Source organism: Streptomyces colonosanans, assembly GCF_001866645.1.
Classification (GTDB): domain Bacteria; phylum Actinomycetota; class Actinomycetes; order Streptomycetales; family Streptomycetaceae; genus Streptomyces; species Streptomyces colonosanans.
Window position 1 is genome coordinate 1 of the sequence record NZ_MLYP01000007.1, and the last position, 14,644, is coordinate 14,644.

The 14,644-nt window shown below is 66.4% G+C and carries 8 protein-coding genes and 1 pseudogene; 1 reads left to right on the plus strand and 8 read right to left on the minus strand.

Annotation, left to right across the window (positions count from 1 at the left end; translation table 11 throughout):
* Nucleotides 1-413 (plus strand): annotated as a pseudogene (locus tag BIV24_RS02950) (helix-turn-helix domain-containing protein); the annotation flags it as partial.
* On the opposite strand, the gene BIV24_RS33780 reads toward BIV24_RS02950, so the two are convergent.
* The 8 genes from BIV24_RS33780 to rpoB form a co-directional block, all read right to left on the minus strand.
* Nucleotides 385-594 (minus strand): hypothetical protein, encoded by a 210-nt coding sequence (locus BIV24_RS33780; RefSeq protein ID WP_143064554.1) that lies wholly within the window; start codon nt 592-594, stop codon nt 385-387. The pseudogene BIV24_RS02950 and the gene BIV24_RS33780 overlap by 29 nt on opposite strands.
* Nucleotides 595-729: 135 nt before the next feature.
* Nucleotides 730-1,641 carry an RpnC/YadD family protein gene (locus tag BIV24_RS02955; protein ID WP_071364540.1) on the minus strand — a complete coding sequence of 304 codons (912 nt, stop codon included), beginning with the start codon at nt 1,639-1,641 and terminating at the stop codon, nt 730-732.
* Between the two features lie 207 nt (nt 1,642-1,848).
* Nucleotides 1,849-3,042: an elongation factor Tu gene (tuf, locus tag BIV24_RS02960; RefSeq protein WP_071364541.1), complete on the minus strand. Its 1,194-nt coding sequence runs from the start codon at nt 3,040-3,042 to the stop codon at nt 1,849-1,851.
* 143 nt (nt 3,043-3,185) lie between these two features.
* Complete coding sequence (gene fusA / locus BIV24_RS02965) at nt 3,186-5,312, minus strand: elongation factor G (RefSeq protein WP_071364542.1); 2,127 nt, start codon at nt 5,310-5,312, stop codon at nt 3,186-3,188.
* Between the two features lie 39 nt (nt 5,313-5,351).
* Entirely contained in the window at nt 5,352-5,822 is a 471-nt protein-coding gene (rpsG, locus tag BIV24_RS02970; protein WP_003992340.1) for a 30S ribosomal protein S7, read from the minus strand.
* Between the two features lie 2 nt (nt 5,823-5,824).
* Complete coding sequence (gene rpsL / locus BIV24_RS02975; protein WP_003948652.1) at nt 5,825-6,196, minus strand: 30S ribosomal protein S12; 372 nt, start codon at nt 6,194-6,196, stop codon at nt 5,825-5,827.
* 562 nt (nt 6,197-6,758) lie between these two features.
* Entirely contained in the window at nt 6,759-10,658 is a 3,900-nt protein-coding gene (locus tag BIV24_RS02980; protein ID WP_071364543.1) for a DNA-directed RNA polymerase subunit beta', read from the minus strand.
* Nucleotides 10,659-10,755: 97 nt separating this feature from the next.
* Nucleotides 10,756-14,241, minus strand: coding sequence for a DNA-directed RNA polymerase subunit beta (gene rpoB / locus BIV24_RS02985; RefSeq protein ID WP_071364544.1), 3,486 nt, complete (start codon nt 14,239-14,241; stop codon nt 10,756-10,758).
* Between the last annotated feature and the right edge of the window lie 403 nt (nt 14,242-14,644).

Sequence of the window (14,644 nt, forward strand, 5' to 3'; positions counted from 1 at the left end):
CCCCCACCCTCCTCCAGACGGCCACGGACGTCCTCGCCGGCCTGCATCGCGAAGACCCCCGCCTGCTGCTCAGCGCCTGCGACACGGCCCACCTCGCCCCCGGAGTGGCCGCCTGGCTGCAACGCGACGTACCGCCATCAGCCGTACGCCACGCCCTGACGACCGACCTGCCTCCCGAGGGCGTACGCCGCCCGGCGGCCCTCCTGGCCCACCGCCTCACGGCCCAGCTGCCACCCCCGCCCCCGTTCCGCGCCCCGTCCGCCCCACCGCCCGTACGACATCCCCTCCAGAACTGCGAAACCTGCGACCGCGCCTTCCGCGCACCCGAGCCCGGCTGCTGCCGCGAGTGCCGTTCGCTGACCTCCGACCGCACAGGCACTTCGCTCAGCGCCAGCGCCTCGTACGCCCACTGACCAGGAACGCCGCGGGGACCTCGTGGTCGCGGAACCGCCCCAGCTCGTCGACGATCGCCATGGCCCGGTCGCTGAACCGGCAGACCGCTCGGATGCTCGCGAGCAGGCGTTCCACGTCGTCCTGCCTGGCGGCCAGAAATCCTTCGCACCGCTGATTGAGCGCCGTCCTGGACGAGGCCACGCAGGCAGTACGCGCTTGAGCAGGCCCGGGGAGTGCGCCTGCGCAGCGAAGGAAGGGATCCGCGAGCCCCTGGTCAAGGCCCAGGGGCCGTGCCCCAGGGACTACGGAACGCGGGCCCCGCGGGTCGGGTCGAGGTCAGTCACCGGATCCGCCGTCGGCCGACATGAAGACCTCGGCCGTCGACGCCGCCGTGATGGCCCGCGTGAACCAGGTACTCAACGTGTCGAGGTCGGCGCAGCCGACGATCCGTTCCCGGTCTTCCTCGGAGACCTCGATCCCCCGGCGGTCCAGCAGAAGCAGTATGTCCTCGGCACGCCCCTCAGCACGCCCCTCGGCACGCCCCTCGGCACGAAGACTCTGTGCGGTCTGGGACTGGAAGAAGGAGAGATCGGCGGCCATGAGGTGCCTCCAGAGATCTGCGGCCGGCGTCTTGCCGAGGCCTTGTTCGGTGAGCTCGATGAGGATGCCTGCAGCGCTCTCGTCGTCGGCCAGCAGGCCTTTCAGTGCCGTGGCCAGCGCCTTCAGTATGGCAGCGGCGTCACGGTCGCGGCGGTGCAACGCTGCGGAGAGGACGGTCAGCGGAATGTCGCGGGCTGCTTCCTCCGCGCTGTCGATCACGGGCAGGTCGTCCGGGCCGAGAACCAGGGGGCGGAGAGTGAGCGAGGGCCACTGCGGCGGGCCGATGTCGACCTGGCGCGCCGCCCAGGCCGCAGTGCTCCTGTCCGGACAGACGACGAGGAGGACCGGAGGTATCCGGTACTTGGTGTACAGGTGGGAGAGGTAGTAGGCCCAGCTCGCGGGCTTGTCCGGGTCGCGTCTGCTTTGGGACTCGACCGCGAGAACGAAGCTGAGGCCGTCCGCCGCGTCCATCCGCAGCAAGGTGTCCACCCGCCGCTCCACCGGGCGGTTCTCTGTGAGGTCGGTGGGGAGCGGGGATGCCGAGACGGGGGTGTCGAAGAGGACGCCGAGGCCTTTGACAGCGCGGGCAAAGAGGCCCGGGTCTTCTTGGAAGATCCGGTGAAGGGCCTCATGGGATGAACTGACCATGTGGCGAAGGTAGGCCGGGGCAGTCGACGGCGAGGGGCATATGCCGGTGGTTACTGCTATCGGGTGTCTCCGCGCGGCGGTGGACTTGACGCAGGCGCCAAGGTGTGGATGTTGACACAGCCCACAGCCCCATGCGAAGAGGCCCGCACGACCGAAGTCGTACGGGCCTCTCCTGGGTCAGGTCAGTAACCCTCAAGCAAGCGGAACTTACTTGACGATCTTGGTGACCTGGCCGGCGCCCACGGTGCGGCCACCCTCACGGATGGCGAACTTCAGGCCCTCTTCCATGGCGACGGGCTGGATGAGCTCCACCTTCATCTCGGTGTTGTCACCCGGCATGACCATCTCGGTGCCCTCGGGGAGGGTCACAACGCCGGTCACGTCCGTCGTACGGAAGTAGAACTGCGGACGGTAGTTGTTGAAGAACGGCGTGTGGCGGCCACCCTCGTCCTTGGACAGGATGTAGGCCTGCGCCTCGAACTCGGTGTGCGGGGTGACCGAGCCCGGCTTGATGATGACCTGGCCGCGCTCGACGTCCTCGCGCTTGATGCCGCGGAGCAGCAGACCGACGTTCTCACCGGCCTGGCCCTCGTCGAGCAGCTTGCGGAACATCTCGATGCCGGTGACCGTGGTGGTGGTCTTCTCGGTCTTGATGCCGATGATGTCGACGGTCTCGTTGACCTTGAGGATACCGCGCTCGATACGGCCGGTGACGACCGTACCGCGACCGGTGATCGTGAAGACGTCCTCGATCGGCATCAGGAACGGCTTGTCGACGTCGCGCTCCGGCTCCGGAATCGCGGTGTCGACGGCGCTCATGAGCTCCAGGACCGACTTGGTCCACTTCTCGTCGCCCTCGAGCGCCTTGAGCGCCGAGACCTTGACGACCGGGACGTCGTCGCCCGGGAACTCGTACTCGGTGAGGAGCTCACGGACCTCGAGCTCGACGAGCTCCAGGATCTCCTCGTCGTCCACCATGTCGGCCTTGTTCAGGGCGACAACGATGTACGGAACGCCGACCTGGCGGGCCAGAAGCACGTGCTCCTTGGTCTGCGGCATCGGGCCGTCGGTGGCGGCGACCACCAGGATCGCGCCGTCCATCTGCGCGGCACCGGTGATCATGTTCTTGATGTAGTCCGCGTGACCGGGGCAGTCGACGTGGGCGTAGTGACGCGCCTCGGTCTGGTACTCGACGTGCGCGATGGAGATGGTGATACCGCGCTGGCGCTCCTCAGGAGCCTTGTCGATGTTGTCGAACGCGGTGGCCTCGTTCAGGTCCGGGTACGCGTCGTGCAGCACCTTGGTAATGGCGGCCGTAAGGGTCGTCTTACCGTGGTCAATGTGACCGATGGTGCCGATGTTGACGTGCGGCTTAGTCCGCTCGAACTTCGCCTTCGCCACTGGGTTCCTCCTGTGGAGTGGTTCTGTACGCCTTACTCATCGGCGCCAGGTGATCTTTGCTGGGGTGCCGCCCGCCGGGGATCCTTCGCGGGGAAGTGTCCCCGGCGGTCGGTGTCAAGCCTAAAGCGTGTAAACGGGGTGCGTTACTCGCCCTTGGCCTTCGCGATGATCTCCTCGGCGACGTTCCGCGGAACCTCGGCGTAGGAGTCGAACTGCATCGAGTAGCTTGCGCGACCCGACGTCTTGCTGCGGAGGTCTCCGACGTAGCCGAACATCTCCGAGAGGGGCACGAGGCCCTTCACGACGCGGGCACCAGCCCGCTCCTCCATGGCCTGGATCTGGCCACGGCGGGAGTTGATGTCGCCGATGACCTCACCCATGTAGTCCTCGGGCGTGGTGACCTCGACGGCCATCATCGGCTCGAGCAGCACGGGCGAAGCCTTGCGCGCGGCCTCCTTGAAGGCCTGCGAACCGGCGATCTTGAAGGCGAGCTCGGAGGAGTCGACCTCGTGGTAGCCACCGTCGATGAGGATGACGCGGACGCCCGTCATCTCGTAGCCGGCGAGGATGCCGAACTGCATGGCCTCCTGCGCACCGGCGTCGACCGAAGGGATGTACTCCTTCGGGATGCGGCCACCGGTCACCTTGTTCACGAACTCGTACGAGGCGTCGCCGCCCTCGATGGGCTCGATCGCGATCTGCACCTTGGCGAACTGACCGGTACCACCGGTCTGCTTCTTGTGGGTGTAGTCCACGCGCTCGACGGCCTTGCGGATCGTCTCGCGGTAGGCGACCTGCGGCTTGCCGACGTTGGCCTCGACCTTGAACTCACGGCGCATACGGTCGACCAGCACCTCGAGGTGCAGCTCGCCCATACCACCGATGATGGTCTGGCCGGTCTCCTCGTCCGAGTGGACCTGGAAGGACGGGTCCTCCTCGGCCAGGCGCTGGATCGCGACGCCCAGCTTCTCCTGGTCGCCCTTCGACTTGGGCTCGATGGCGACCTGGATGACCGGCGCCGGGAAGTCCATGGACTCCAGGATGACCGGGCTCTTGTCGTCGGACAGCGTCTCACCGGTGGTGGTCTGCTTCAGGCCCATGACGGCGACGATGTCACCGGCGCCCACCGACTCGATCTCCTCACGCTTGTTGGCGTGCATGCGGTAGATCTTGCCGATGCGCTCCTTCTTGCCCTTGACGGAGTTCAGCACCGACGTGCCGGACACCAGGCGGCCCGAGTAGACCCGGACGAAGGTGAGCTTGCCGAGGTGCGGGTCGCTCATGATCTTGAACGCAAGAGCGGCCAGCGGCTCGTCCTCGGACGGCTTGCGCTTGATCACGACCTCGGGGTCCTTGACGTCGTGGCCCTCGATGGCCTCGATGTCAAGCGGGGTCGGGAGGTAGCGCACGACCGCGTCGAGCAGGGGCTGAACGCCCTTGTTCTTGAACGCGGTGCCACAGAACACCGGGGTGACCGTGGTCTCGGTGGCCTTGCCGGAGCGGATGGTGATGCGACGGATCGCGGCGTACAGCTGCTCCTGGGTGGGCTCCTCGCCCTCCAGGTACAGCTCCATGACCTCTTCGTCGTTCTCCGCGACGGCCTCGAGCAGCTTGCCGCGCCACTCCTCGGCAGCCTCGGTGTGCGTGGCCGGGATGTCGATGGTCTCGTACATCTCGCCCTTGGCCGCCTCGGCCGGGTAGACGTACGCCTTCATCGTCACCAGGTCGACGACGCCCCGGAAGTCCGCCTCAGCGCCGATCGGCAGCTGCATGACCAGCGGCTGAGCGCCCAGGCGGTCGGAGATCATGTCGACACAGCGGTGGAACTCCGCACCGGTGCGGTCGAGCTTGTTGACGAAGCAGATACGCGGCACGCCGTAGCGGTCCGCCTGACGCCACACCGTCTCGGACTGGGGCTCGACACCGGCGACACCGTCGAACACCGTCACGGCACCGTCGAGCACGCGCAGGGAGCGCTCCACCTCGACGGTGAAGTCGACGTGCCCCGGGGTGTCGATGATGTTGATGGTGTGGTCGACGCCGTTCAGCGGCCAGTGACAGGTGGTGGCAGCAGAGGTGATCGTGATGCCACGCTCCTGCTCCTGCTCCATCCAGTCCATGGTGGCAGCGCCGTCGTGGACCTCACCGATCTTGTAGGAACGACCGGTGTAGAACAGGATCCGCTCGGTGGTGGTCGTCTTGCCCGCGTCGATGTGGGCCATGATGCCGATGTTGCGCACCTTGGCCAGGTCAAGTGAAGTGGTAGCCATAAGGCTTCAGTCTTCTCTCGGTTCTCGATGGGGTAGCGACTACCAGCGGTAGTGCGCGAAGGCCTTGTTGGACTCGGCCATCTTGTGGGTGTCCTCGCGCTTCTTCACAGCGGCGCCGAGGCCGTTGGAGGCGTCGAGGAGCTCGTTCAGCAGACGCTCGGTCATGGTCTTCTCGCGACGGGCGCGGGAGTAACCGACGAGCCAGCGCAGCGCGAGGGTGTTGGCGCGACCGGGCTTGACCTCGATCGGAACCTGGTAGGTCGCACCACCGACACGGCGGGACTTGACCTCGAGGGTCGGCTTGATGTTCTCCAGCGCGCGCTTCAGCGTGATGATCGGGTCGTTGCCCGTCTTCTCACGCAGACCCTCCATGGCGCCGTAGACGATGCGCTCGGCGGTGGAGCGCTTGCCGTTCAGCAGCACCTTGTTGATCAGCGAGGTCACCAGAGGAGAGCCGTAGACCGGGTCGATGATGACCGGGCGCTTCGGGGCGGGGCCCTTACGAGGCATTCTTACTTCTCCTTCTTGGCGCCGTAACGGCTGCGAGCCTGCTTGCGGTTCTTGACACCCTGGGTGTCGAGCGAGCCGCGGATGATCTTGTAGCGAACACCCGGCAGGTCCTTCACACGGCCGCCGCGCACGAGCACGATGGAGTGCTCCTGCAGGTTGTGTCCCTCACCCGGAATGTAAGCGGTGACCTCGATCCCGCTGGTCAGACGCACACGCGCGACCTTACGCAGGGCCGAGTTCGGCTTCTTCGGGGTGGTCGTGAACACACGCGTGCAGACGCCACGACGCTGAGGGGAACCCTCAAGTGCGGGCGTCTTGTTCTTCTCGACCTTGTCCTGCCGGCCCTTACGGACCAGCTGCTGGATCGTAGGCACTACTTCTCCGGTTTCTGTGTGCCGATAGGTACAGCTAACCTGGAACGCCTCCGACCCACGCGGTCGGGTGTGTCGAACCCCGCGGACTCCCACTGCGAAGCAGAAGGAGGCGCAGATTACGGTGGCCGGTGACGGCTCGCCCTGCGGTTGAAGGCACGCAGGCAAGCCAGGGCACACCCCAGGCACAAGGTATGAGCGTACCTACCTCACGGACTTCGGTCAAAACAAATGGAGCGGGCCCCGACACGCCGGACTTGTCCTGGTTCCTTGCTCCGAGTTCCAGTCGCTTCCACGTGAGCCGACCGTTCCGTCTCCGCGCGGCCCGTCACTTGCGTACGTTGAGCGGTCCTTGGGGCAAACGACTTCCCTGCGGTGGCCCCTGACCAGCAAGAACGGGCCGCTGCGCGCCTGGCGCCCCGGTCCGGCTCCTGTCCGCCCACCCGGACCGCCGCACCCTGCTGAGCGCCCTGGAGCCCCACCTGGGCCCGCACCGCTGTGACGTTTCGGACATGCCGAAGGGCGGCCACCCCCAGTCGGAGTGGCCGCCCTTCATGCTGCTCGCTTACTGGTTGTACGGACCGTAGTCGTAGTCCTCCAGCGGCACGGCCTGGCCGGAGCCGGCACCGAACGGCGAGTAGTCGATGTCGTCGTAGCCGACGGCCGAGTACATCGCGGCCTTGGCCTCCTCGGTCGGCTCGACCCGGATGTTGCGGTAACGGGACAGGCCCGTACCGGCCGGGATGAGCTTACCGATGATGACGTTCTCCTTGAGGCCGATCAGGGAGTCGGACTTGGCGTTGATCGCCGCGTCCGTGAGGACCCTGGTCGTCTCCTGGAAGGACGCCGCGGACAGCCACGACTCGGTCGCCAGCGACGCCTTGGTGATACCCATCAGCTGCGGACGGCCGGAGGCGGGGTGGCCGCCCTCCTGGACCACACGACGGTTCTCGGTCTCGAACTTCGAGCGCTCGACCAGCTCGCCGGGCAGCAGCTCGGCGTCGCCGGACTCGATGATCGTCACGCGGCGGAGCATCTGCCGGATGATGATCTCGATGTGCTTGTCGTGGATCGACACACCCTGCGAGTTGTACACCTTCTGGACCTCGCCGACCAGGTGGACCTGGACGGCACGCTGGCCCAGAATGCGCAGCACGTCGTGCGGGTTGGTGGCACCCACGGTGAGCTTCTGGCCCACCTCGACGTGCTCGCCCTCGCTGACCAGGAGACGGGCGCGCTTCGAGATCGGGTACGCGCTCTCGTCGCTGCCGTCGTCCGGCGTGACGACGATCTTCTTGGTCTTCTCGGTCTCCTCGATGCGGACGCGTCCGGCCGCCTCGGAGATCGGGGCGACACCCTTCGGCGTACGGGCCTCGAAGAGCTCGACGACACGCGGCAGACCCTGGGTGATGTCGTCACCGGCCACACCACCGGTGTGGAAGGTACGCATCGTCAGCTGGGTACCGGGCTCACCGATGGACTGGGCGGCGATGATGCCGACCGCCTCACCGATGTCGACCAGCTTGCCGGTGGCGAGCGAACGGCCGTAGCACATCGCGCAGGTACCGACGGCGGACTCGCAGGTCAGGACCGAGCGGGTCTTGACCTCCTCGATGCCACGGCCGACAAGCTCCTCGATGAGGACGTCGCCCAGGTCGGTGCCGGCAGGGGCCAGCACCTGGCCGTCGACCACGATGTCCTCGGCGAGGCAGCGCGCGTACACGGACGTCTCGACGTCGTCCGCCTTGCGCAGCACGCCGTCCGCGCCCCGCTCCGCGATCCTGAGCTTGAGGCCGCGCTCGGTGCCGCAGTCCTCCTCGCGGATGATGACGTCCTGGGAGACGTCGACCAGACGACGGGTGAGGTAACCCGAGTCGGCGGTACGCAGAGCGGTGTCCGCCAGACCCTTACGGGCACCGTGCGTGGAGATGAAGTACTCCAGCACGGACAGGCCCTCACGGAAGGACGCCTTGATCGGACGCGGGATGGTCTCGTTCTTCGCGTTCGACACCAGACCACGCATACCGGCGATCTGCCGCATCTGCATCATGTTTCCTCGGGCACCCGAGTCAACCATCATGAAGATGGGGTTGGTCTTGGGGAAGTTCTCGTTCATCGCCTCGGCAACCTCGTTGGTCGCCTTGGTCCAGATCGCGATGAGCTCCTGAGTGCGCTCTTCCTTGGTGATCAGACCGCGCTCGTACTGCTTCTGGACCTTCTCGTCCTGCGCCTCGTAGCCCTTGACGATCTCCTTCTTCGCCTCGGGAACGACGACGTCGGAGATGGCCACGGTGACGCCGGAACGGGTCGCCCAGAAGAAGCCGGCCGCCTTCAGGTTGTCGAGCGTCGCCGCCACGATGACCTTCGGGTAGCGCTCGGCCAGGTCGTTGACGATCTCGGAGAGCTGCTTCTTGCCCACCGAGTAGTCGACGAACGGGTAGTCCTCGGGCAGCAGCTCGTTGAAGAGCGCACGGCCCAGCGTGGTGCGCAGCCGGAAGCTGTCACCCTGCTGCCACTCCGGCTCGCCCTCCTCCTGCGCCGGCGGGGTCCAGCCGCGCGGCGGGATGGTGCCCACCGGGAAGCGGATGTCGACCGACGACTGCAGCGCGAGCTCGCCGGCGTCGAACGCCATGATCGCCTCGGCCGTGGAGCCGAACGCACGGCCCTCGCCCTTGACGTCACGCAGCTCGCCGTCCGTGGTCAGGAAGAACAGACCGAGGACCATGTCCTGGGTCGGCATCGTGACCGGACGGCCGTCGGCCGGCTTGAGGATGTTGTTCGAGGACAGCATCAGGATGCGGGCCTCGGCCTGCGCCTCCGCGGACAGCGGCAGGTGCACGGCCATCTGGTCACCGTCGAAGTCCGCGTTGAACGCGGTGCAGACGAGCGGGTGGATCTGGATGGCCTTGCCCTCGACCAGCTGCGGCTCGAAGGCCTGGATGCCGAGGCGGTGCAGGGTGGGCGCACGGTTCAGCAGAACCGGGTGCTCCGCGATGACCTCTTCCAGCACGTCGTACACGACCGTGCGGCCGCGCTCGACCATGCGCTTGGCGCTCTTGATGTTCTGCGCGTGGTTCAGGTCGACCAGGCGCTTCATCACGAACGGCTTGAAGAGCTCCAGCGCCATCGCCTTCGGCAGACCGCACTGGTGCAGCTTCAGCTGCGGGCCGACGACGATCACGGAACGCGCCGAGTAGTCGACACGCTTACCGAGCAGGTTCTGACGGAAGCGACCCTGCTTACCCTTCAGCATGTCGCTGAGGGACTTCAGCGGGCGGTTGCCGGGGCCCGTGACCGGGCGACCGCGACGACCGTTGTCGAAGAGGGCGTCAACAGCCTCCTGAAGCATGCGCTTCTCGTTGTTGACGATGATCTCCGGGGCACCGAGGTCCAGGAGCCGCTTCAGACGGTTGTTGCGGTTGATGACACGGCGGTACAGGTCGTTCAGGTCGGAGGTCGCGAAGCGGCCACCGTCCAGCTGCACCATCGGACGCAGGTCCGGCGGGATGACCGGGACGCAGTCCAGGACCATGCCCTTGGGGCTGTTGGACGTCTGCAGGAACGCGGAGACGACCTTCAGGCGCTTGAGGGCACGGGTCTTCTTCTGGCCCTTGCCGGTACGGATGATCTCGCGGAGCCTCTCGGCCTCCTCCTCGAGGTCGAAGGACTCCAGGCGCTTCTGCAGCGCCGCGGCACCCATCGAGCCGTCGAAGTACGTGCCGAAGCGGTCACGCAGCTCGCGGTAGAGCAGCTCGTCACCCTCGAGGTCCTGGACCTTGAGGTTCTTGAACCGGGTCCATACCTCGTCGAGGCGGTCGATCTCGCGCTGCGCGCGGTCGCGCAGCTGCTTCATCTCACGCTCGGCACCCTCGCGCACCTTGCGGCGCACGTCGGCCTTGGCACCCTCGGCCTCCAGCTCGGCCAGGTCGCCCTCGAGCTTCTTGGCGCGGGCCTCCAGGTCGGAGTCGCGACGGTTCTCGATGTGCTGCCGCTCGACGGAGACGTGCGCCTCCAGGGAGGGCAGGTCGCGGGTGCGGCGCTCCTCGTCGACGTACGTGATCATGTACGCCGCGAAGTAGATGACCTTCTCCAGGTCCTTCGGGGCGAGGTCGAGCAGGTAGCCGAGGCGCGACGGAACGCCCTTGAAGTACCAGATGTGCGTGACGGGCGCGGCGAGCTCGATGTGGCCCATCCGCTCACGGCGCACCTTGGCGCGCGTGACCTCAACGCCACAGCGCTCGCAGATGATGCCCTTGAAGCGGACGCGCTTGTACTTGCCGCAGTAGCACTCCCAGTCCCGGGTGGGGCCGAAGATCTTCTCGCAGAAGAGGCCGTCCTTTTCGGGCTTGAGGGTGCGGTAGTTGATGGTCTCGGGCTTCTTGACCTCGCCGTGGCTCCACTGGCGAATGTCGTCAGCGGTGGCCAGGCCGATCCGGAGCTCGTCGAAGAAGTTGACGTCGAGCACTATGCGTCAATCCCTCTCAGGGTCGTAAGTCTTTGGGTCTGATACGGGGGTCCTGGGGCCGGCGGGCCTTGATCGCTCAAGGCCCGCCGGACTCCCGTCAGACCTCTTCGACGCTGCTCGGCTCGCGCCGGGACAGGTCGATGCCGAGCTCCTCCGCAGCGCGGAAGACGTCCTCGTCGGTGTCACGCATCTCGATGGACATACCGTCGCTGGACAGCACCTCCACGTTCAGGCACAGGGACTGCATCTCCTTGATGAGCACCTTGAAGGACTCGGGGATGCCGGGCTCAGGGATGTTCTCGCCCTTGACGATGGCCTCGTAGACCTTCACGCGGCCGGTGACGTCGTCGGACTTGATGGTCAGCAGCTCCTGGAGGGCGTACGCGGCGCCGTAGGCCTCGAGGGCCCACACCTCCATCTCACCGAAGCGCTGGCCACCGAACTGGGCCTTACCACCCAGCGGCTGCTGGGTGATCATCGAGTACGGACCGGTCGAGCGGGCGTGCAGCTTGTCGTCGACCAGGTGGTGCAGCTTCAGGATGTACATGTACCCGACCGAGATCGGGTCCGGGAACGGCTCACCGGAGCGGCCGTCGAACAGCCGGGCCTTGCCGGACGGGAGCACCATGCGCTCGCCGTCGCGGTTCGGGATGGTGTGCTGCAGCAGGCCGGCGAGCTCGTCCTCGCGTGCACCGTCGAACACCGGGGTGGCGACGTTGGTGCGCGGGGCGACCTGGTCGGCACCGATGTTCTGCAGGCGCTTCGCCCACTCGTCGGCGAGACCGGAGACGTCCCAGCCGCGGCTGGCGAGCCAGCCGAGGTGGATCTCCAGGACCTGTCCCGGGTTCATTCGGGACGGCACACCGAGCGGGTTGAGGATGATGTCGACCGGGGTGCCGTCCTCCAGGAACGGCATGTCCTCGATCGGCAGGATCTTGGAGATGACACCCTTGTTGCCGTGGCGGCCGGCGAGCTTGTCACCGTCGGTGATCTTGCGCTTCTGCGCGACGTAGACGCGGACCAGCTGGTTCACGCCCGGCGGCAGCTCGTCGCCCTCCTCGCGGTCGAAGACGCGCACGCCGATGACCTTGCCGGTCTCACCGTGCGGCACCTTCAGCGAGGTGTCACGGACCTCACGGGCCTTCTCACCGAAGATCGCGCGCAGCAGGCGCTCCTCGGGCGTCAGCTCGGTCTCACCCTTCGGGGTGACCTTGCCGACGAGGATGTCACCGGCGATGACCTCGGCACCGATGCGGATGATGCCGCGCTCGTCGAGGTCGGCGAGGACCTCCTCGGAGACGTTCGGGATGTCCCGGGTGATCTCCTCGGGGCCGAGCTTGGTGTCACGGGCGTCGACCTCGTGCTCCTCGATGTGGATCGAGGAGAGGACGTCGTCCTGCACGAGGCGCTGCGACAGGATGATCGCGTCCTCGTAGTTGTGACCCTCCCACGGCATGAACGCCACGAGCAGGTTCTTGCCGAGCGCCATCTCGCCGTTCTGGGTGGCCGGACCGTCGGCGAGGACCTGGCCCTCGATGACGTGGTCGCCCTCGTTGACGATGACCTTCTGGTTGACCGAGGTGCCCTGGTTGGAGCGGGCGAACTTGGCCAGGCGGTACGTGATGTACGTGCCGTCGTCGTTGGCGGTGGTGATGTAGTCCGCGGAGACCTCCTGGACCACACCGGCCTTCTCGGCCTTGACGACGTCGCCGGCGTCGACGGCGGAGCGGTACTCCATGCCGGTGCCGACGAGCGGGGCCTCGGACTTGATCAGCGGCACGGCCTGGCGCATCATGTTCGCGCCCATGAGGGCACGGTTGGCGTCGTCGTGCTCCAGGAACGGGATCATGGCGGTCGCGACCGACACCATCTGGCGCGGCGAGACGTCCATGTAGTCGACGTCCTCGGGGCTGACGTAGTCGACCTCACCGCCACGGCGGCGGACCAGGACGCGGGCCTCGGCGAAGCGGAGGTCGTCCGTCAGCGTGGCGTTGGCCTGCGCGATGACGAAGCGGTCCTCTTCGTCGGCGGTCAGGTAGTCGACCTCGTCGGTGACCTGGCCGTCGTTGACCTTGCGGTACGGGGTCTCGACGAAACCGAACGCGTTGACCCGGCCGTAAGAGGCGAGCGAGCCGATCAGACCGATGTTCGGGCCTTCCGGCGTCTCGATCGGGCACATGCGGCCGTAGTGCGAGGGGTGCACGTCACGGACCTCGAAGCCGGCCCGCTCACGGGACAGACCACCGGGGCCGAGCGCCGAGAGACGACGCTTGTGCGTGAGACCAGACAGCGGGTTGTTCTGGTCCATGAACTGGGACAGCTGGCTGGTGCCGAAGAACTCCTTGATGGAGGCGACGACCGGCCGGATGTTGATCAGGGTCTGCGGCGTGATCGCCTCGACGTCCTGCGTGGTCATGCGCTCGCGCACGACACGCTCCATACGAGCCAGACCCGTGCGGACCTGGTTCTGGATCAGCTCGCCGACGCTGCGCAGGCGGCGGTTGCCGAAGTGGTCGATGTCGTCGGTCTCGACGACGACCTTCTGGCCGTTGTCACCGACCGTCTCGATCTCGCCGGCGTGCAGCTGCACCAGGTACTTGATCGTCGAGATGATGTCCTCGACGGTCAGGATCCCGGCGTCCAGCGGGGCGTCCGCGCCCAGCTTCTTGTTGACCTTGTAGCGGCCGACCTTCGCGAGGTCGTAGCGCTTGGGGTTGAAGTAGAGGTTCTCCAGCAGCGTCTGCGCGGCCTCACGCGTGGGGGGCTCGCCCGGACGCAGCTTGCGGTAGATGTCGAGCAGCGCGTCGTCCTGGCCCTGGGTGTGGTCCTTCTCCAGGGTGGCGCGCATGGACTCGTAGTCGCCGAACTCCTCGAGGATCTGCTCGGTGGTCCAGCCGAGCGCCTTCAGGAGGACGGTCACGGACTGCTTGCGCTTGCGGTCGATGCGGACACCGACCATGTCGCGCTTGTCGATCTCCATCTCCAGCCAGGCACCCCGGGACGGGATGATCTTGGCGGAGAAGATGTCCTTGTCGGACGTCTTGTCGATGGAGGAGTCGAAGTAGACGCCGGGGGAACGGACCAGCTGAGACACCACGACACGCTCGGTGCCGTTGATGACGAAGGTGCCCTTGTTCGTCATGAGCGGGAAGTCGCCCATGAAGACGGTCTGGGACTTGATCTCGCCGGTCTCGTTGTTGGTGAACTCGGCCGTGACGAAGAGGGGAGCCGCGTACGTGAAGTCGCGCTCCTTGCACTCGTCGATGGAGTTCTTCGGCGGCTCGAAGCGGTGGTCGCGGAAGGTCAGCGACATCGACCCGGAGAAGTCCTCGATCGGGGAGATCTCCTCGAAGATCTCCTCGAGGCCGGACTTGGTGGGAACGTCCTGACCGGACTCCAGAGCCGCCTCGACGCGAGCCTTCCACGCGTCGTTACCGAGCAGCCAGTCGAAGCTCTCGGTTTGCAGCGCGAGAAGGTTCGGAACCTCGAGGGGCTCCTTGATCTTTGCAAAGGAGATGCGCAGCGGGGCGGTGCTGGCGCCGTTGTTCGTATTCGCGGTCGAGGCGGTGCGCGAGGCGGCCAAGAGGGGTCCTTCCGAGGGCTCGGACTCACTACGCGCGTGCCACCCCCACCAGGCACGGAGGTGGAAAGTCCCAGGTCAGAGACTCTTCAACGTCGATGCTCAAGCGAGGGGCATGCTCCTGGTGACGGGCAGGAAGCAGCTAACAGGCAGCGCAAAGGGTCAGTGTAGCCACTTGGCACACTGATGTCCAGTGCGGGTTTACAGGCTCTCGACGGAGACCCTCGTTGTTCCTCAACACCTGCGGCAAGCCACGCCCTCGATGCACATCGATACTGCCCTCTTCGTCGTCGATCCATGCCTCGGATCCGGATCGTTGTGACGACGCGTCCTGAGAATTGCGCGCTGCGTGCGGTTCGTCAAGGCCTCCCCTGCCCAAACCGGGTGCTGCGCTCGTCACTTGCAG

Bases quoted from the DNA above. Each gene is read 5' to 3' on its own strand.
- BIV24_RS02955 (WP_071364540.1), bottom strand. From the start codon at position 1,641: ATGGTCAGTTCATCCCATGAGGCCCTTCACCGGATCTTCCAAGAAGAC.
- fusA (WP_071364542.1), bottom strand. From the start codon at position 5,312: ATGGCTACCACTTCACTTGACCTGGCCAAGGTGCGCAACATCGGCATC.
- rpsG (WP_003992340.1), bottom strand. From the start codon at position 5,822: ATGCCTCGTAAGGGCCCCGCCCCGAAGCGCCCGGTCATCATCGACCCG.